Annotated in this window: 13 protein-coding genes; 4 read left to right on the top strand and 9 right to left on the bottom strand. The window is 71.9% G+C overall.

Features of this window, described 5'->3' with window-relative positions; translation table 11 throughout:
* Positions 1-13: 13 nt before the first annotated feature.
* Positions 14-1,087 (top strand): DUF2637 domain-containing protein, encoded by a 1,074-nt coding sequence (locus ACWD4O_RS02065; protein ID WP_351918250.1) that lies wholly within the window; start codon positions 14-16, stop codon positions 1,085-1,087.
* An 85-nt stretch (positions 1,088-1,172) separates the two neighbouring features.
* Here ACWD4O_RS02065 and ACWD4O_RS02060 read toward each other — a convergent pair whose 3' ends face one another.
* The 3 genes from ACWD4O_RS02060 to ACWD4O_RS02050 all read right to left on the bottom strand — a co-directional run bounded on the left by ACWD4O_RS02060 (position 1,173) and on the right by ACWD4O_RS02050 (position 4,075).
* Positions 1,173-1,712, bottom strand: a complete 540-nt coding sequence (locus tag ACWD4O_RS02060; protein ID WP_451276480.1) for an ATP-binding protein — start codon at positions 1,710-1,712, stop codon at positions 1,173-1,175.
* Between the two features lie 1,087 nt (positions 1,713-2,799).
* A complete protein-coding gene (locus ACWD4O_RS02055; RefSeq protein WP_451276478.1) occupies positions 2,800-3,291 on the bottom strand; it encodes a hypothetical protein in 492 nt (163 codons plus the stop codon).
* A 151-nt stretch (positions 3,292-3,442) separates the two neighbouring features.
* The gene (locus tag ACWD4O_RS02050; protein ID WP_451276476.1) at positions 3,443-4,075 is read right to left on the bottom strand and encodes a hypothetical protein; all 633 of its coding nucleotides are present in this window, start codon (positions 4,073-4,075) and stop codon (positions 3,443-3,445) included.
* 287 nt (positions 4,076-4,362) lie between these two features.
* Between ACWD4O_RS02050 and ACWD4O_RS02045 the strand changes: the two genes are divergently transcribed.
* Positions 4,363-5,739 (top strand): helix-turn-helix domain-containing protein, encoded by a 1,377-nt coding sequence (locus ACWD4O_RS02045; RefSeq protein WP_451276474.1) that lies wholly within the window; start codon positions 4,363-4,365, stop codon positions 5,737-5,739.
* A gap of 127 nt (positions 5,740-5,866) precedes the next feature.
* Here the strand turns inward: ACWD4O_RS02045 and ACWD4O_RS02040 are convergent, their stop codons facing one another.
* The gene (locus tag ACWD4O_RS02040) at positions 5,867-7,609 is read right to left on the bottom strand and encodes a pyruvate dehydrogenase (RefSeq protein WP_451276472.1); all 1,743 of its coding nucleotides are present in this window, start codon (positions 7,607-7,609) and stop codon (positions 5,867-5,869) included.
* A gap of 62 nt (positions 7,610-7,671) precedes the next feature.
* On the bottom strand, positions 7,672-10,017 hold the full coding sequence (locus ACWD4O_RS02035) for a protein phosphatase 2C domain-containing protein (protein WP_451276470.1): 2,346 nt from the start codon (positions 10,015-10,017) through the stop codon (positions 7,672-7,674).
* 564 nt (positions 10,018-10,581) lie between these two features.
* On the opposite strand from ACWD4O_RS02035, the gene ACWD4O_RS02030 reads away from it, so the two are divergent.
* Together ACWD4O_RS02030 and ACWD4O_RS02025 are read left to right on the top strand one after the other, a co-directional pair.
* Positions 10,582-11,565: a helix-turn-helix domain-containing protein gene (locus ACWD4O_RS02030; protein ID WP_451276468.1), complete on the top strand. Its 984-nt coding sequence runs from the start codon at positions 10,582-10,584 to the stop codon at positions 11,563-11,565.
* A 72-nt stretch (positions 11,566-11,637) separates the two neighbouring features.
* On the top strand, positions 11,638-12,120 hold the full coding sequence (locus ACWD4O_RS02025; protein WP_451276466.1) for a DUF456 domain-containing protein: 483 nt from the start codon (positions 11,638-11,640) through the stop codon (positions 12,118-12,120).
* A gap of 43 nt (positions 12,121-12,163) precedes the next feature.
* Here ACWD4O_RS02025 and ACWD4O_RS02020 read toward each other — a convergent pair whose 3' ends face one another.
* The 4 genes from ACWD4O_RS02020 to ACWD4O_RS02005 form a co-directional block, all read right to left on the bottom strand.
* Positions 12,164-12,682 (bottom strand): methylated-DNA--[protein]-cysteine S-methyltransferase, encoded by a 519-nt coding sequence (locus ACWD4O_RS02020; protein ID WP_451276737.1) that lies wholly within the window; start codon positions 12,680-12,682, stop codon positions 12,164-12,166.
* Between the two features lie 104 nt (positions 12,683-12,786).
* On the bottom strand, positions 12,787-14,187 hold the full coding sequence (locus ACWD4O_RS02015; RefSeq protein ID WP_451276464.1) for a bifunctional transcriptional activator/DNA repair enzyme AdaA: 1,401 nt from the start codon (positions 14,185-14,187) through the stop codon (positions 12,787-12,789).
* 261 nt (positions 14,188-14,448) lie between these two features.
* Complete coding sequence (gene rsgA, locus ACWD4O_RS02010; protein WP_451276462.1) at positions 14,449-15,633, bottom strand: ribosome small subunit-dependent GTPase A; 1,185 nt, start codon at positions 15,631-15,633, stop codon at positions 14,449-14,451.
* 415 nt (positions 15,634-16,048) lie between these two features.
* Positions 16,049-17,563: a cellulose binding domain-containing protein gene (locus tag ACWD4O_RS02005; protein ID WP_451276460.1), complete on the bottom strand. Its 1,515-nt coding sequence runs from the start codon at positions 17,561-17,563 to the stop codon at positions 16,049-16,051.
* Positions 17,564-17,996: the final 433 nt, after the last annotated feature.

The following is a 17,996-nucleotide window of genomic DNA, read 5'->3' as shown; positions in this document are numbered from 1 at the left end:
CAAGGGACCCCAGATGAGACTTACCGACATATCGCTGAACTGGTTGCTTCCGGGCGCCGTACTCCTCCTGGGCATGCTGGCGGCGGTTGCGGTGCTGGCGCGCGGCAAGCGCCCCTCGGGGAAGGACACGAGCGGCGAAGACTCGTGGGAGCGCAGTGAGGAGCGCCGCAGGCGCAAGGAGGCCATATACGGCACAGCCTCCTATGTCCTTCTGTTCTGCTGTGCGGCCGTCGCGGCGGCCCTCTCCTTCCACGGCCTGGTCGGGTTCGGCGAGCAGAACCTCGGCCTGACCGGCGGCTGGGAATACCTGGTGCCGTTCGGCCTGGACGGCGCGGCGATGTTCTGCTCCGTGCTCGCGGTGCGTGAGGCCAGCCACGGTGACGCGGCTCTCGGCTCCCGGATACTCGTATGGACTTTCGCGGGTGCCGCGGCCTGGTTCAACTGGGTGCACGCGCCCAGGGGCCTGGACCACGCGGGCGCCCCGCACTTCTTCGCCGGCATGTCGCTCTCGGCCGCCGTGCTCTTCGACCGGGCCCTGAAGCAGACCCGCCGCGCCGCACTGCGCGAGCAGGGTCTCGTGCCCCGTCCGCTGCCGCAGATCCGCGTGGTGCGCTGGGTGCGTGCCCCCCGTGAGACGTACAAGGCATGGTCGCTCATGCTGCTGGAGAACGTACGCAGCCTGGACGAGGCCGTCGAGGAAGTCCGCGACGACAAGGCCCGCAAGGAAGAGACCAAGCTGCGCCGTCGCGATCAGCAGCGGGTCGAGCGGGCGCACCTGAAGGCGATCAGCCGAGGCAACGGACGCTTCCCCGGCCGCGGCGGTGGCGGCGGCGGAAGCCGTCAGGTGGAGGCCCAGGCCGCCCTGGAGCGCGCCACGGCCGAGCGGGTCTCCGCGGAGCCTGCCATAGCGAACTCCGCGGAGCAGCTGCCCGTGCGCTCGCGGCCCTCCCTGCAGCCCGCTCGCCACAGTTCCGCTTCTTCCGACTCGTTCACCGTTGATCTCACCGCGGAGGACGACACCATGGCCCTGCCGCGCCTCGACTCCCTGGAGCGCAAGCTCAAGGACCTGGAGCAGCAGTTCGGCTGACGGACCGACAGGCTCGATGGGAAGGGGGCGCGACCACCACGGTCGCGCCCCCTTCCCGTCGGGTGTCGATACGACCCGCCACGCCTCACGCGGCCCCGGCGTCCAGCTCGAACCAGACGACCTTCCCGGCACCGTGCGCCCGTACGCCCCAGGTGTCCGCGAGGGACTCCACCAGGACCAGGCCCCGGCCGTGCGTGCCCTCGTCGGCGCTCTGTACGCTCGGCCGAGGCCGGCGGGCCGCCGAGTCCCGCACCTCCACCCGCAGGCCGGACGGTGAGACGGTGGCCGTCAGGACCGCGTCGTCGTCGGTGTGCACGAGCGCGTTGGTGACGAGTTCGCTGGTGAGCAGTTCCGCCGTCTCCGACCGGCCGGGCTTCCCCCAGTCCCGCAGCAGCTCCCGCAGCGCCCGGCGTGCCTCGGGCACCGCCCGCAGGTCCGCCCGCCCGAGCCTGCGGCTGAGCTGCGACGCCCGGTCCTGCTCCACCGCACGTTCGGCCGCGTACTCGGCGCCGCCTTCGGCCGCGCCCTCGCCTGTTTCCCCCGCTGCCCCGCCTGCCCCCGTCCGTCTCGTCGCCGAGGCGCCCGCGATCGTCGTCGGACCGCTTCCTCGTGCCTGCCTCTCCATGACCCCCGCCCGCGTGTCGATGTCGGTTCCCCTCCTGCTCGAACACGTTCACGGGGATCCTTGCCCGGTCGACAGCGGGCCAGTCATGTCGAATCATCGACGACCGGGTGTTCGGCCATGTTCGGCCGGGCCTCCCGGAGGCTCACGGGGTGGGCCGTCGGGGCGACTGTCGGGCCGAGCGCGCCGTCCGAGCCGCCGTGGAGGGTGCCGTCGACGACGACCGGGCCCTGGTACAGGCGGGTCCGGAGCGGGCGATGCGGCGGTCCGTGCGTCGTGTGCGTCGTGTGCGGTGCGCGGCAGGTGTGCTGCGGGTATGCCGGTGGCCGTGTCCGTTCGGCACGGGCCGGGCGAGCCGACGTGTGTCGATCCGGCCGTGGCGATCGCGCATCAGGCGTCCGCGACCGACGTCAGGTGGAGAACGCCCCAGGTGGACAGGCTGTTCGACGATCGGCGGGGCGGGTGCCCGGGAAGCCAACGGGCCGACGGCGAACAGCGGCGATCAACTCCGGCCGCCACGGTGAGCGACCCGGTTTCCGGGCGGAGGGGATGCCGTACGACGGCGCGGGCGTACCCGTGCGGGGCGCGCACCCGCGCAACCGACATGTGGCGGGTGCTTCCCCCGCGAGCGGAGGTGAGCCGGCGCATCCGCACTTCGAGGCGGCCCCCGACCCGGCCGTCCCCCACTCCTTCGAACCTACTCACCCGGGTCACACACCGACCGCCGGACATCGGCCCATTGGACGACTCGCCTCTGCCGATCCGGCCGTACTCGGGGAAGGGGAGGGGCAGTTGGTGCTGGGCACCGGGACGGGCCGGGGCGTGGTGGTGCCGGGCGCGAGGATCGAGGGGATCAAGACGCCGGCACGTCTGACGGTGAGTTCAAGGGGGGCCGCCTCCCCGGCCGCCAACTCTCTTACACCAAAGGCACTTTCGTCGAGACGGCGATATGTCGAGGTGTCGGCTGTCGGCTGTCGGGGCGTCGACCGTCGGGCGGAGGAGATCCCGCTGCCGGAGACCTTCCGCCGCACCGCGCGTCGCCTCCGGCCGCGAGGTTGGCCGGAATCCACTGGTCCTCACCCGGAACTGGCTAGCTGCCCTCGGCTCCCGTCGTGCCGATGTGGAAGATCCTGTGGCTGCGGGTCATGTCGACGATGAGCTTGGTGGTCTGGTTGCCGCCCCAGGTGAGGGTGACGACGGCCTCCGTGTAGTTCGCCGTGCCGTTGTCCGTGACCTTCCACGCAAGCGGGACGTTCTGAGCCTGCAGGACGCCGTCGGCGTGGTTCTCGTCCTCCCACGCCGTCAGTTCCTTCTGGAAGGCGGGAGTGAGGTAGTGCTTGCGGAGTTCGTCCGCGAGCCGGTCGCCGCCCTCGTCGGTCATCGCGTCGATGTAGGCGCCGTAGAAGTCCGCGATGCGGGTGACGTTGTCGGACGGCTTGCCGCTGACGCTGCGCGGACTGCCCGCGGACGCCTGGGCCGTCACCCCGAGGCCGAGCGCCAGGGCGAGGCCGACGGCCAGGGCGCTGCGCCGGCGGGTGGTGCGCTTACCGGTCCAGCTGGTCTTGCTGGTCTTGCTGGTCATGTGCGTGTTCCCCGTGTGTGTCTCGGACGACTGTCTGGTGGCTGAGTGGTCGTGCGGGGCCGTCGCCCTCCCGACCCCCGTGGCGGGAGGGCGACGGCCCCGACTCTTCTCAGTGGTCAGTGGTCGTTGGCCAGTCGTCAGTGGTCAGTGGTCAGTGGAGCTTGTTGACGGCTGTGACGGTCGTCTTCTTGAAGGCCTTCACCGGGGCGTCCCCGAAGTCGCCCAGCTGGCCCCAGTCCACGACGGTCACCGTCTTGCCGTCCCGGCCGACGGAGAGGAGGCGGATGTCGGTCGCACCCCAGGACGTCTCGGTGTGCAGGCCGTAGACGTGGGCGCCCTCTTCGACGTTCAGCTTCCCGTAGTCCTTCAGCGTGGCCTCGACCTCCGGGTCCGCCTCTTCGATCCATCCGGCGCAGGACTTGATGTCCTGGTTGATCCGCGAGTACCGGCCCTTCGCCGCGCTGACGCTCGCCAACTCGACGCTGACCTGACGGGCACTCGTGTCGAGCTCGGTCCGGAAGTCCCGGTACCAGGAGTCCCTGCCGTCGCCCAGCGCCATGCCGAGGCAGCGGTCCGCCTCCACGTCGGGCGACGCGCCCGCGGTGATCGCGCCGGCCGTCCAGAGCGAGCTGGCGTGCGGCGGCAGGTCGGCGGCCGAGAGGAAGCCAGGCGGCTTCGGGACGGTGGCGCCGGCCGGTGCGGCGAGCACGGTGCCAAGGGCGAGGCCCGCGGCCGTGAGTGCGGTGAGCCCGGTGAGCATGGCGGCCCGGGTGCGCTTGGGCATGGGTGTCCCCCGTGAGTGAGTGCATGAGTGTCGGTGTGGGTGCAGATGCAGATGCAGATCGTCGCGGTGGGGCGGTGGGGCGGTCGGGTGGTCGGTCCGTCCGGCCCATTCGGTGCGACACCAAGAGCATCGGCCGTCCGTACCGTCCGCTGCAACGGTCTTCGCCCGATCGGCTGCGGTGGAACCATCCCAGCCCATCTGACGTGCAGGTATATGGGCGCCTGGGATGACCGCCCGGGCCGGACGAGCACGGGGGAACGGTGTCGAGCGACGACGGTGTAGGCGATGTGACGGAATTCGCGGCGCTGCTGACGGAGCTGAAGGAGCGCACGGAACGCAGCTATGGCTCCCTCGCGCGTCGGCTGGGCATGAACACCTCGACGTTGCACCGGTACTGCGCCGGGGAAGCGGTTCCGCAGGATTTCGCCCCCGTGGAACGGCTCGCCGAGTTCTGCGGGGCGACGCCGGAGGAGCGCCTCGAACTGCACCGACGGTGGCTGCGAGCGGTCGCAGCACGACAGCGGCCGCGGGGCACCGGCACCGGCACGGCCACTACGGAAAACCCAGAAACTTCGGAGACGTCGTCGGAAACTCCGGAAGCACTTGAAACGCGTGAGGCATCCGGAACACCCGGAAAGTCGACAGAAACGGAAAACCGGGCTTCGGCGGTTACGGAAACTCGGCAGCCGGATGAGAAACAGCTACCGCGCCGCCGCTGGCACCGGCGGCGGCGCACCACGGTCCTCGTCGGTGTCGCCTGCGCGCTTCTCGCCACCCTGGGCACGCTGTCCGCGCTGCCCGGCGGCGGTCACCCGACGGTCTCCGAAGACGCGGCCCGGTCCGCAGGGTCCTCCGCCGGCCCGTCCGGCACGACGGCCCCACGCCACTCCCCCACACCCACCCCGAGCGCCGCCTCCTCCCTCGACCCCGGCGCCGCCTCAACCTCACCCGGTTCCGGCGCGGGCTCCGCTCCCGGCAGAACCTCCCCCTCCGCGAACGCCGCCCCGGGCGGCGGCAAGGCGTCGGCCCCCGCGACGGGCGTACCGCTCGTCTGGACCGCCGACTCGCAGGTCTGGGCGCTCGGCTGCGGTCACGACTACGTCATCGGCAAGCCGCCGGCGCAGGTTCCGCCGCCCCCGGCGGAGCAGGACGCCGGGCCCTGGGCGTCGGCCCAGGGTGCGGTGCACGGGCGGGAGACCAACGTGGAGATCTCGGTGCAGGGCCGTAGCTCCACGGCCGTCGTCCTGACGGCGTTGCGCGTGCGGGTCGTCGGCCGTGCCGCACCGGCGTCGGGCACGGCGTACGCCATGGACCAGGGCTGCGGCGGCTCGCTGAGCAAGCGTTACTTCGCGGTCGACCTGGACAAGGACCGCCCTGTCGCGCACTCGGTCGCCGGTAACGACTCGGGCACACCGATCCCGGCGGTGAGTCTGCCCTACCGCGTGTCCAGCGAGGACCCGGAGGTGCTGCTGGTCACGGCGCGGACCGAGTCGTGCGACTGCAACTGGTACCTCGAACTCGACTGGTCCTCCCAGGGCCGCACCGGCACGGTCCGCATCGACGACCACGGCCGTCCGTTCCGCACGAGCAGCATCAAGGGCCTGTCCCGCTACTGGTACGGCTCGGACGGCGGGGAGCGCAAGTGGGTCCCGGTCACGGGCTGACCCCCGCACTCCCCCCCTGCACACGCCGACCACGCCCGCCGCGCCTGCTCCCACCTGCTCACCCGCCCCCAGACTCCTCCTCCCCCCTCCCCCTCCCCCTCCCCCTCCCGCCGGATCGACGCCCGCCCTACGGCCGTGGCACGTTGCGCAGGTTGGAGCGGGCCATCTGCAGCATGCGTCCTACTCCGCCGTCGAGAACGATCTTCGAGGCGGACAGCGCGAAACCGCTCACCATCTCGGCGCTGATCTTCGGCGGGATGGAGAGGGCGTTGGGGTCGGTGACGACGTCGACGAGCGCCGGCCCCTTGTGCCGAAGAGCATCCTTCAGCGCGCCGACCAGTTGCCTGGGCTTCTCGACCCGTAGGCCGTGGGCGCCGCAGGCGCGGGCGACGGCGGCGAAGTCGGGGTTCTTGTTGGTGGTGCCGTACGAGGGCAGACCGGCGACCAGCATCTCCAACTCCACCATGCCCAGTGCGGAGTTGTTGAAGAGGATGACCTTCACCGGCAGGTCGTGCTGGACGAGCGTCAGGAAGTCGCCCATCAGCATGGTGAATCCGCCGTCGCCGGACATCGAGACGACCTGTCGGCGACGGTCGGTGAACTGCGCGCCGATCGCCATGGGCAGCGCGTTCGCCATCGAGCCGTGGGAGAAGGAACCGATCACGCGGCGTCGGCCGTTGGGCGTGAGGTAACGCGCGGCCCAGACGTTGCACATCCCGGTGTCCACGGTGAACACGGCGTCGTCGTCGGCGAGTTCGTCGAGGACGGACGCGACGTACTCCGGGTGGATGGGAACGTGTTTCTCGACTTTCCGGGTGTACGCCCTCACCACCCCCTCCAACGCGTCGGCATGTTTCTTCAGCATCCGGTCGAGGAAACGCCGGTTCTCCTTGACCCGCACCCGAGGGATGAGACAGCGCAGGGTCTCGCCCACGTCGCCCCACACGGCGAGGTCCAGCTTCGAGCGGCGGCCGAGGTGTTCGGGCCGCACGTCGATCTGTGCGATCTTCACGTCGTGGGGGAGAAAAGCGTTGTACGGGAAATCGGTTCCGAGCAGGATCAGCAGGTCGCACTCGTGGGTGGCCTCGTAGGCGGCGCCGTAGCCGAGGAGCCCGCTCATACCGACGTCGTACGGGTTGTCGTACTGGATGTGTTCCTTCCCGCGCAGCGCGTGTCCGACCGGGGACTTGATCTTCCCGGCGAACTCCATGACCTCGGCGTGCGCTCCCGCAGTGCCGCTGCCGCAGAAAAGAGTGACCTTGCCGGCCGCGTCGATCATCTCGACGAGTGCCTCGATCTCGGCGTCGCCGGGGCGGACGGTGGGCCGGGCGGTGACGAGAGCGGTTTCGACGACTTTCTCGGGGGCGGGCCGGTCTGCGATGTCCCCGGGGAGGGACACCACGCTGACGCCGCCACGTCCGATCGCGTTCTGGATGGCGGTGTGCAGCAGCCGTGGCATCTGATCGGGGTTGGAGATGAGCTCGCTGTAGTGGCTGCACTCGCGGAACAGCTGGTCGGGGTGGGTCTCCTGGAAGTAGCCCAGCCCGATCTCGCCGGAAGGGATGTGCGAGGCGAGGGCGAGCACCGGCGCCATGGAGCGGTGGGCGTCGTAGAGGCCGTTGATCAGGTGGAGGTTGCCGGGTCCGCAGGAGCCCGCGCAGGCGGCGAGCTTCCCGGTGATCTGGGCTTCCGCACCGGCCGCGAAGGCAGCCGTCTCCTCGTGGCGGACGTGGATCCAGTCGATGGCCGAGTTGCGGCGCACCGCGTCCACGACGGGGTTGAGACTGTCCCCCACCACACCGTAGAGGCGCCTCACCCCCGCCCGGGCGAGGATGTCCACGAACTGTTCGGCTACGTTCTGCCTGGCCATGGATCGACGCACCCCTTCGGTCTCCTCGGGTCCATCCCTCCACAGTGGCCGCGACGGCGCGCTCACGCCTCCCAGACGGCCGCCGCGGTGCGGTCGTCGGCGTAGCCCTTCACTCTGACCTGGGTGTCGGCGAGGAAGGCCGCGAGTCCGGGCGGGGTGGGCCCCGACCAGCGTTCCGTCAGGTGCGCGGACAGGTCGGGCTCGCCGCGCAGGGGTTCGGCGAGACCGCCGGTGCACATCAGGAGCGTGTCACCCGGTCGGGCTACGGAGGCGCGGAAGCGGAAGGGCTCCCGGGGCGGTTCGGGATCGGGGTCGTAGGGGTTCGGGGGTGTGGGGATGCCGAAGTCCATCGTCAGCCGGTCGCCCTCGGGCGTCTCGGCCGGGAGCGAGCCGAACCCGACGACCGGCTCGCCGGCGACCTCGCCCACCCGGGGCTCGATGTCCCGCCACACCCCGCTGCGCAGCCGGAACAGTCCGCCGGCGCCGACGCCGAAGAAGACGCGCGTACGGCAGTCGGGGTCGGCGGGCAGGAGCAGGCAGCGCAGGGTCGCCGCGTACTCGTCCGGTTCCAGGCCCTGTTCGGCGGCGCTGGCGCGGAGCCGTCCGAGGCTGCGGTCGGTGAGACGGTGCAGACCGGACTTCAGGTCGCCGCGCCGGGCAGCCCTTATGTCCTCGGCGAGCCGGACATGACTGCGGCCGACCGCCCGTCCGATCCACCGGCACGCCTCGGCGGCCGCCCGATGGGCTCCCGGGGTCGCCCTGGCGCCGGTGGCCATGGCGACCAGGATCAGCGCGTGCTCGCCCGAGCCGAAGCGGGCGGTGAGGAGCGAGTCACGGCGCGGCTCCCCGCGGTAGCGCGCGGAGTCCCCGCGCACGGACACGGCCCGCAGCGCGAGGGCCCCGTACCGAGCGCCGTCCAGAACGGTGTCGGCGACCAGATCGTCCAACTCGTCCGGATCGGCGGGCGGAAGGGCGGTGGGTTCGGCGTCGTAGGTGGGCGGCCCGGAACCGACGTAGTCCTTCAGGTTCGAGAGGGGCGGGTGGGCCGGCAGAGCGGGGACGGAGGAGGCGGAGGGGGCGGAGGAGAGAGCGGGGAGGGCCAGGACGGTCGGGGGATGGTCGTACTCGGAGTCGAACGCACGCTCGGAGGCGGGAGCGCGTTCGGGGGCGGGCGGGGCGAAGGGGGCTGCCTCGCCGTGACCGGAGGCCGTGGGGGCGGTCGGGGGTGGCGGCGCATGGACGGGAGCAGGCGGCGCCACGGGCGCGGGCGGCGGCACGAGGGGTGCGGCGGAGGGCCTCGGGGGTGTGGTCGCCGAGACCGCGGGCGAGGCGGACGCCGCGGGTGCGGCCGATGGCCCGGATGTGGAGGGCGCCGCAGGGGGCTCGGAGATCGCCTGCGGTGTCCCGGTGGGCCTGCCGTCGCCGGTCGTGGGTGGGACCATCGGGCCGTGGGGCGCGCGTTCGGCGAACCCCGGCGGCAGCGGGCCGGAGGGAAAGTTCGTGGGCTCTGGTGACGTGTCCGGCGGCGGCTCCCAGGGAGCGCGGTGCCGCTGCGGCGGACGGGCCCCCGGATCGGCGTCAGCGGCAGCAGCAGGGACGGAGGCGGGGGCAGCGGCAGAGACAGAGGCAGCGCCCGAGGCGATGCCGACGCCGTCGGAGCGCCCGACGTCGTCGGACTCTGCCCCCTGGTCGACGTCACGCCCCGGGCCGGAGCCCGCATGGCGCTCGGCGTCGGAAACGGTTTCCGGCCCGGCGCCCCACCCGAGATCCCCCCTGACGTCGCGCCAGGCAATGCCTTCGCGGTCAGCGACGGCGCCCTGATCGACGTCGGGCCCATCGGCGGACTGTCCTGGGATGGCGCGCCCCGCGTCGGACCCGACATCGGAACCGACATCGCCCTTGGCGTCGGACTCGTCGTCGGACTTGGCGTCGAACCCGACAGCGAATCGGCCCCGAGGGTGCGGAACGAAGCCGTCCGACGACTGTGGCGCCGCCCCCGGCATCGCGTCCTGCGGGGAGGTCCACCAATCGGTCCGCGCACCGGGACCGGGCCCTGCCTCGCGCGGCGGCGGCACACTGCGGGCGGCGTCGAAGACTTCCTCGTCGGCCGGGTCGCCGGTGGGCTCGCCCGTCGGGTCGCCTGCCGGGTCCCGTGCGACGGCCGCCGCGTCCCACCGGCCCGCCGGGTCTCTCGCACCGCCCCCTTCAGGGGCCCGCGCTCCGACGCCGTCCTCCGCGCCCGAGCCCACGTCGACGCCCGCGGAGTGCACCGCTCCGGCGGCCGAGGCGAAGCGGTCGTCCAGGGAGTCGGTGGCGGGCGCGGGCCCCGTGTCCTCGGTGGAGTCGTCGTACAACTGCCCCCACCAGTCGTCCTCGTGACCGGTGGCCCTTCCCCCCTGCTGGCTCATGCCCCTAATTGTCCACCGCACGGGCCATATGAAAACGGGGCATCAGGAAAATGCGTCACGACACGGGTATCGCACAGCATGTCGAGCGAGGCCCGGAACGGCAGTGCGACGCGAGGTGCGACAGGGGTCGCCGGACGGTTCCACCCCCCACGGGAGAACCGTCCGGCGACACAGGTGACCCCGGCTCAGATCCCCTGCGCCCCTGCGCGTCATGAGCCCGGATCACGTTCTCGAAAGACCTCGGCACCTCGACGTCGTGGTCGGTCGGCCCGAGTTTCCTCGGCGTTCCTGGAGATCCGCTGTGGATGATCAGTGGATGATCACATGTTCCCGCCGTGGCCACACCTTGGCAGAGTGACCGGCGGTACGGCGATGATGTGCGGCGGCGGGTTTACGCCGTGGCTGTTTCCCGCCACTCACGGATGTGGGAAACGGATATCGGACGGACGTCAAGACGGACGTCAAGACGGACGTCGGGACAGACGCCAGGACAGGCGTCAGGACAGACGTCAGAGCGGGCGTCGTACTGATGTCCTACGGATGTTGAAGGAGGGACAGCACCCGATGCTGGGAGCGATAGGGCTCGACGAGACGCATGAGTCGGCGTACCGGGCACTGGTGTCCGTGGGCGCCGCCGACGTGCCCGATCTCGCACGCCGGCTGGCCCTCGGCGAGCACGACACGGAACGCGCGCTGCGTCGGCTGGAACGGCACGGACTCGCCGCCCAGTCCTCGGGCCGCCCCGGACGCTGGGTCGCCGCGCCTCCGGGCGTCGCTCTGGGCGCGCTGCTCACCCAGCAGCGTCACGAGTTGGAGAAGGCGGAACTGGCGGCGGCCCTGCTCGCCGAGGAGTACCGGGCGGCCGCGGCCGAACCCGCGGTGCACGACCTGGTCGAGGTGGTGACGGGCGCCGCCGCCGTCGCCCAGCGCTTTCTGCAGATCCAGCTCGGGGCGAGCGAGGAGGTGTGTGCGCTGGTCACCGGCACGCCGGTGGCCGTGACCGGCAGCGAGAACGACGCGGAGGAACGGGCGGCAGCCCGGGGGGTGCGCTACCGCGTCGTACTGGAACGGGCGGTGCTCGACCAGCCCGGCGGCATGACGGAGCTGACCGCCGCGCTGGGCCGGGACGAGCAGGTCCGGGTCGTGGACGAGGTGCCGACCAAGCTGGTGGTCGCCGACCGCTCGCTCGCCCTGGTGCCGCTGACCGGCCGCTCCGCGGAGCCCGCCGCGCTGGTGGTGCACGCCAGCGGGCTGCTGGAGTTGCTGTCGGGCCTGTTCGAGTCGGTGTGGCGAGAGGCGCTGCCGCTGCGCCTCGGCGCGGCCGGCGTCGCCGAGCAGGACCCGGACGGCCCCGACGCCGCCGACCTGGAGATCCTGTCCCTGCTGCTGGCCGGGATGACCGACGCGAGCGTCGCCAAACAGCTCGACCTGGGGCTGCGGACCGTACAGCGCCGGGTGAAGCGGCTGATGGAGCTGACGGGGGTCACGACCCGACTGCAACTGGGCTGGCACGCGTACGAGCGCGGGTGGGTGACCCGGGAGCGCTGACGGCATCTGCGCGACCCGCCCGGCCGTACGTCTTGACCTGCGTGTTCTCTCCGGCTCGGGCACTCTGGGCAGATGGGAGTGTGGGAACTCCTGCTGGTCGGACTGGTCATTCTGCTCGGCCTGTGCGGAGTGCTGGTGCCCGGCGTGCCGGGATCGTGGCTGGTGTGGGCCGCGGTCCTGTGGTGGGCGCTGGAGGATCCGCGGCCGGTCGCCTGGGCCGTGCTGGTCGGCGCCACGGTGGCCCTGTTCCTGTCCCAGGTGGTGCGCTGGGCCCTGCCGCCCCGCCGGCTGCGCACGAGCGGCGCGACCCCTCGGATGGGGGTGTACGCGGGGCTCGGCGCGCTCCTCGGCTTCGTCGTGCTCCCCGTGATCGGCGCGATCCCCGGCTTCATGGGTGGCATCTACCTCTCCGAACGCCTCCGCCTGGGCCGCCCCGGCGAAGCCCGGGCGGCCCTGCGCACGGCGATGCGCTCGGGCGGCTGGAGCGTCCTCGCGGAACTGTTCACCTGCCTGCTGATCGCCGGGGCGTGGCTGGGGGCGGCGGTGTGGGGCTGACGTACGGCCGGCGCGTTCGGCCGGAAACCGTTTTCGACGAGCATCAGCTCGAGGAATCCCCCGGGAGTGCACCCAGCGCACCCTCCAGCGTCAGCAGCTTCACCTTGCGGTCCAGGCCGCCCGCGTAACCCGTCAGGGAACCGTCCGCGCCGATCACTCGGTGGCAAGGGCGCACGATCAGCAGCGGGTTCGCGCCGATCGCCCCACCGACGGCCCGTACGGCCATCCGCGAGGCGCCGATGCGCGCCGCGACCTCTCCGTACGTCGTGGTCGCCCCGTAGGGGACGGAGTCGAGGGCCGCCCACACCCGCTCACGGAAGGCGGTGCCCTCGCTGCGCAGCGGGAGCCGGAACTCCTTGAGGTCGGCGGCGAAGTAGGCGTCGAGCTGTTCCTCGGCGGAGCGGAAGGGACCGGGGTCGCGCAGCCAGCCGTCCTGGACGGTCCGTCCGCCCTTCTGACCGGGCACGGAGAGGGAGGTCAGCGCTCCGTCCGGGGCGGCGGTGAGCAGCAGGGGACCGAGCGGGCTCGCCACACTGGTCCAGTACGTCAGGCCGTCGGTCAGGGCGTCCGTGGGGTTTCCGGTCGTTGCGTCGGTCAGGGCATCCGTGAGGTTGCCGATCGTTGCGTCGGTCAGGGCATCCGTGAGGTTGCCTGTCAGGTCGTCGGTCATCGTTCCTCCGCGGCGCGCAGGTGGTGCAGGGCATAGGTGCGCCAGGGGCGCCATGTGTCGGGGACGTCAGCGCCGGGCGGCGCGACATCGGGGTCGCCGAGGGCGCGGGCGCGGATCGCCGCAACGGTACGCGCGTCCAGCCCGGGCAGCGCGAGCAGCGCTTCCTGTGCGTCGTCCCGGTCGATGCCCGGGTCGAGCCGGACGGTGCCGTCGGCGAGGGCGGCGGCGAGCGCGCCCAGGGGACCGGCGGGCTCGGACTCCGCCAGGACGGCCGGCTCGGGGAAGAGGTGGGTGAGGGTGCCGCAGGGCGCGTCGAGGGCCTTGCCGTAGGCGCGCACCAGCCGTTCCGCCTCCGCCCGCCCCACGAGCGCCCGCACCGCCTGCTCCTCCGGATCGGCGGCCCCCGGCGCGCGCAGCCCGGGCCGGACGGCGACCAGCGGGGCGAGCCGCGGATCGACGCCGAGCCGCTCGTCGACGGCGTACGGGTCGGCGTCGAGGTCGAACAGTCGTCGCAGCCGCTGGACGGCGGTGGTGAGGTCGCGGGGGTCGGTGAGGTGCAGCCGGGCGTCGAGCCAGCCGCCGGGATGGACGGCCGAGGCCGCCCGGCCGGTGTCGCCCGCCCGCTCGTCGACGGCGACGATCCCCGTGCCGTACGGCAGGCGCAGCGTACGGCGGTAAGTGCGCAGGCCGTCCGGCCCGCTCACCTCCTCCACCCCGGCCACGGCCTCCCGTTGCAGCAGATCGAACACGGTGCCCGCGTGGTAGGGGCCCCGGTGGGCTAGCCGCAGCGGGATCCCGGCGGACGGGGTCGCGCTGCGGCGGGCGGCGCGCACGGCGGCCCGCAGTTCGGTGGGGGTCGCCGCGTACACGGCCCGGACGGTGTCGTTGAACTGGCGCACACTGGCGAACCCGGACGCGAAGGCGATCTCGGTGACCGGCAGGGCGGTCGTCTGCAACAGCACCCGCGCGGTGTGCGCGCGCTGGGCACGAGCGAGGGCGACCGGTCCCGCGCCCAGCTCGGCGGTGAGCTGTCGCTGCACCTGGCGGGCGCTGTAGCCGAGCCGTACGGCGAGCCCGGCCACGCCCTCCCGGTCGACGACTCCGTCGCCGATCAGCCGCATGGCCCGGCCCACGACGTCCGCGCGTACGTTCCACTCCGCCGAGCCCGGCACGGCGTCCGGACGACACCGCCGGCAGGCCCGGAAACCGGAGCCCTGCGCGGCGGCGGCCGTCGCGAAGAAACGCACGTTGTGGCGTTTCGGCGTCACGGCGGGACAGCTTGGCCGGCAGTAGATGCCGGTCGTCTCGACGGCGAAGAAGAACTCGCCGTCGAACCGGGCGTCCCGGCTGCGGACCGCCTCGTAACGGGTGTCCTGGTCCGCCACGAGTCCCGTCATCAGTCCTGGCATCGATCCCGGCATCGGTCCCGTAATCAGTCCCTTCATGGGTCCCAGTCTTCGCCCGCCGGAGAAACCGTGCTAGCGGAAATCGGACGTGACGCTGACGCTGATGCTGGCACAAGAGGGGGCGCGGGAGGGGCGAAGGCGAAGGCGGCGGCGAAGGCGGCGGTAACGAAGTAACCGGTTACCCCGTTACCGCCGCAAACCGGATACCGCCTCCCTCGCGGAAACCGGTTACCGAACTACCCAGCGAATCCCCTACCAGGAAATCCCGCCGCCACCGGGTTGCCGGGGCGGTGCCGGTCGCCAGGGACCCCGTCCCCGTTTCGCCTCGCCCGCCGCCCGGCCCTCCGCCTGCTTGCGCTTCCAGTCCTGACGGACGTCGGCGCGCATGCGGGCGTCGGACTTGGCGACGATCCACTGGTTCTCCCGGACGAGCTTGCGGTAGCTCTCCAGTCGTCGCAGGGGCAGTTCCCCGTCCTCGACGGCCGCCAGCACCGCGCACCCCGGCTCGGACTCGTGCGCGCAGTCGTGGAACCGGCAGTCCCGGGCGAACTCCTCGATCTCCGAGAAGACCTGTCCGACACCGCCGCCGGCGTCCCAGAGGCCGACGCCGCGCAGCCCGGGCGTGTCGATGAGAACGCCTCCGCCGGGCAGGGTCAGCAGATTGCGGGTCGTGGTGGTGTGGCGCCCCTTGCCGTCCATGTCACGGGTGGCCTGCACGCCCATCACGTCCTCGCCGACGAGCGCGTTCGCGAGCGTCGACTTGCCCGCGCCGGACGCACCGAGGAGCACGGAGGTACCGCGCCCGAGGAGCGCGGCGAGTTCCTCGACTCCCTCGCGTTCGCCCTCCCGAGCGCAAACGGTGAGCACGGGCACGCCGGGTGCGCTGGTCGCGACGTCCTCGACGAGGTAGGACAGCGCGACCGGGTCGGGCACCAGGTCGGCCTTGGTGAGCACGACGACGGGCTGGGCCCCGGACTCCCAGGCCAGGGCGAGAAAGCGTTCGACACGGCCGAGGTCGAGTTCGACGGCCAGGGACATCGCGACCACGGCGTGATCGACGTTGGCGGCGAGGATCTGTCCCTCGGACCGCTTGGAGGAGGTGGAGCGGACGAACGCGGTACGGCGCGGCAGAAGTGTCCGCACGTATCGCGGGTCGGCGCTCTCGGGGTCGACGGCGACCCAGTCCCCCGTGCACACGACCTTCATCGGGTCACGGGGCACGACGAACTCGGTGTCGGCCCGGACGATGCCGGCCTCCGTGACGACGTCACACAGACCGCGGTCGACGCGGACGACACGGCCGGGCAGGAGACCCCGCTCGGCAAAGGGAGCGAAATCGGTTTCCCAGCCCTCGTCCCAGCCATAGGCGGCGAGAGGGTGCGACGAAACCGAAGAGGAGGAGAAAGACGAGGAAGAGGACGCGGACGAGAAAGACAAGGAAAACCCTTCACAGGGTGCAGCCCGGCCATTGCTCACCTACTCGAAACACGCGCATGCACAAGATGCCCGAAAGCGTTTGCGTACGCGCAGCAGAAGAAGTGGTCAGCCGGAGACCGCGGAGGTGGAGTGAACGAACGTCTGGTCGCTGCGCACAGCGCCCCTCATGGCGACAGTCATCGGTCACACCTCCCGTTCCTCATACGACTGACAGCGGTAGCCATCGGCTCCGCTCAAGACTCACTCAGAGTACGGACGCTCGAAGCCGGGCGCCACCCAATTCCGGCTCCGGGGAGACGGAAGAGCGGAGCAGAAGAAACAAGGGGGCAGCGGGAGGCAGGGCCGACCCCGGTCGCCCCTGCCTCCCGCGCCTCCGCGGCTTCTTCCGTCCGCTTCCGGTTTCAGCGTCCGTCGTTCAAGAGCCCGTGCACGGCTGCCCGTTGAGGGTGAACTCGTCCGGTTCGGAGTTCTTGCTCTGCCAAGAGGCGAGGAAACCGAAGGAAAGAGTGCCGTTGGCCGCGACGGACCTGTTGTAGTCGGCGGCGGTCGCGGTGACACGGGAGCCGTTCTGGGCGAGGCTCGCGTCCCACATCTGGTCGACGCGTTGGCCGTCGTGGAAGGACCAGGCCACGCGCCAGACGTCGAGGGCCTCGACCGTGGTGACGGTGACGGTCGCCTGGAAGCCGTCCGGCCACTGGTTGACGAGGTCGTACTGAACCTCGCAGGCCGCCCCGTCCCCGCTGCTGCCACCGGTTCCGCCACCGGTGCCGGTGCCGGCGGTGGCCGAGGAGGTGCCCTGGGGCTCGGGATCGGGCTTGCCGGAGTCGGCGTTGCCGGTCGACTCCGGTGTGCCGCTGACGGAGGGCCGCGGCTCGGACGAGGACGGCGCGGCGGAGACGGAAGCGGAGGAAGTGGCGGTCGGCAGGGAGACGCCGGGGCCGGCCACCGGGCTGCTGTCCGTGGGGCCGCTCTGGGCCACGCTGTCGCCGCCGCTGCCGCCGGGCACCATCGAGACGGCGAGCGCCAGCCCGGAGACGAGCACGGCGGCGACGAGAAGTCCGTTGCGCAGCGCCCGCGCCCGACCGGCGGCGGCATGCGCGGCCGCACCCTCGGGGTCCGGCGCGTCGGGGCGTCCGGCGCCGAGGCGCACCTCGGCGGCCCGGCGACGCCGTTCGAGGTAGGCGAGGCCGCCCCAGCCGATCACGCCCTGGGCGAGCGCTGCGGGCAGCCCGCCCCCGTGCAGCCGCAGACAGGCGGCCGCCTCCGCGCACTCCACGCACGTGGCGAGATGCCGGGAGAGGTCAGCGGGCGTGTCGGCAGCGGGCGAGCGGGTGACGGCGTCCAGGAGCCGGACGTAGCTGCGGCACTCCGCGTCCATCGGCGTGTCGAGATGGTTACGGTGGCAGCGGTCCCGGAACAGGCCGCGGACCTGGTTCAGCTCCTCCACCGCGGTGGTCGGGTCCAGTCCCTGTCGGCGGACCACGGCGTGCAGCGGCAACGCCTCCACCTCCGCCAGCCACAACAGGGCGGCGTCCGGTTCCTGCATGTCGCGCAGGCCGCGCAAGGCGATGGGACGGCTCAGGGGCGGTCCGACGTACCGTGCGGCCTTGCCGGAGTTGAGCCACAGGCGCAGATCCGGGTCGAGTCTATGGCCATGCCCCTGGGCCTCCCAGGCGGCCGCCGTGCTGCGTACGGCGGTCAGCAGTAGGGGGATCCGGGGCAGCCGGGACGAGCGACGGCCGGTGCCGCGCGCGGTATCGTCCTCGGCGGCGCGGGCCTCGCGTATGCCGAACGCGAACGCCTCACGAGCCAGTTGGTTCGCCGCGGTCGAGCCGGACGTGCACAGGTCGGCGTACGACAGGACGGCGTCCCAGCACTCGGAGAACAGCGCGGCCTCGGCGGCGTCCTTCGGGGTCGGCAGGTCGGGCATGGGTCTCCTGCATCCACAAGCGAGGTCAACTCACCATGACGGCAATGGAGTTGGGGGGAACCTCGCGGCAGGGGCAGAGCTTTTCACGTTTCCAACACAACTGACAAGCGCCCTGTTCAGATGTCATGTCAAGGCGGCAGGACAGGACAGCAGGACAGAACGAAGGGGCGGCCGCGCCCAGTACTCCGGCCTCCTGTACGGACGCGGACCGCCCTGCGCTCAACGTCGGCACCGTGTTTCGACACCGGTTTCGTAAACGTTCGCGGCGGCGGCTTCGGACACTCGTCTCCACACCGGTTTCGACACCAGTTTCGGGAACGGTTTCGACACCCGTTTCCTCACCGTTTCGGATGCAACGCGTCCGAAACCGCTTTCGGGAACTCGGGAGTACCGAGGGGCTCGAGGACGACACGGTCGCCGCTGCTTCCTGGAC

This window comes from Streptomyces sp. NPDC002623 (assembly GCF_053592635.1).
This window is presented reverse-complemented; position numbering and strand designations above follow the sequence as displayed.

Coding starts and splice junctions, on each gene's coding strand:
- ACWD4O_RS02025 (WP_451276466.1), top strand. CDS start 11,638: ATGGGAGTGTGGGAACTCCTGCTGGTCGGACTGGTCATTCTGCTCGGC.
- ACWD4O_RS02005 (WP_451276460.1), bottom strand. CDS start 17,563: ATGCCCGACCTGCCGACCCCGAAGGACGCCGCCGAGGCCGCGCTGTTC.
- ACWD4O_RS02050 (WP_451276476.1), bottom strand. CDS start 4,075: ATGCCCAAGCGCACCCGGGCCGCCATGCTCACCGGGCTCACCGCACTC.
- ACWD4O_RS02040 (WP_451276472.1), bottom strand. CDS start 7,609: ATGGCCAGGCAGAACGTAGCCGAACAGTTCGTGGACATCCTCGCCCGG.
- ACWD4O_RS02055 (WP_451276478.1), bottom strand. CDS start 3,291: ATGACCAGCAAGACCAGCAAGACCAGCTGGACCGGTAAGCGCACCACC.
- ACWD4O_RS02015 (WP_451276464.1), bottom strand. CDS start 14,187: ATGACGGGACTCGTGGCGGACCAGGACACCCGTTACGAGGCGGTCCGC.
- ACWD4O_RS02030 (WP_451276468.1), top strand. CDS start 10,582: ATGCTGGGAGCGATAGGGCTCGACGAGACGCATGAGTCGGCGTACCGG.
- ACWD4O_RS02035 (WP_451276470.1), bottom strand. CDS start 10,017: ATGAGCCAGCAGGGGGGAAGGGCCACCGGTCACGAGGACGACTGGTGG.
- ACWD4O_RS02065 (WP_351918250.1), top strand. CDS start 14: ATGAGACTTACCGACATATCGCTGAACTGGTTGCTTCCGGGCGCCGTA.
- ACWD4O_RS02060 (WP_451276480.1), bottom strand. CDS start 1,712: ATGGAGAGGCAGGCACGAGGAAGCGGTCCGACGACGATCGCGGGCGCC.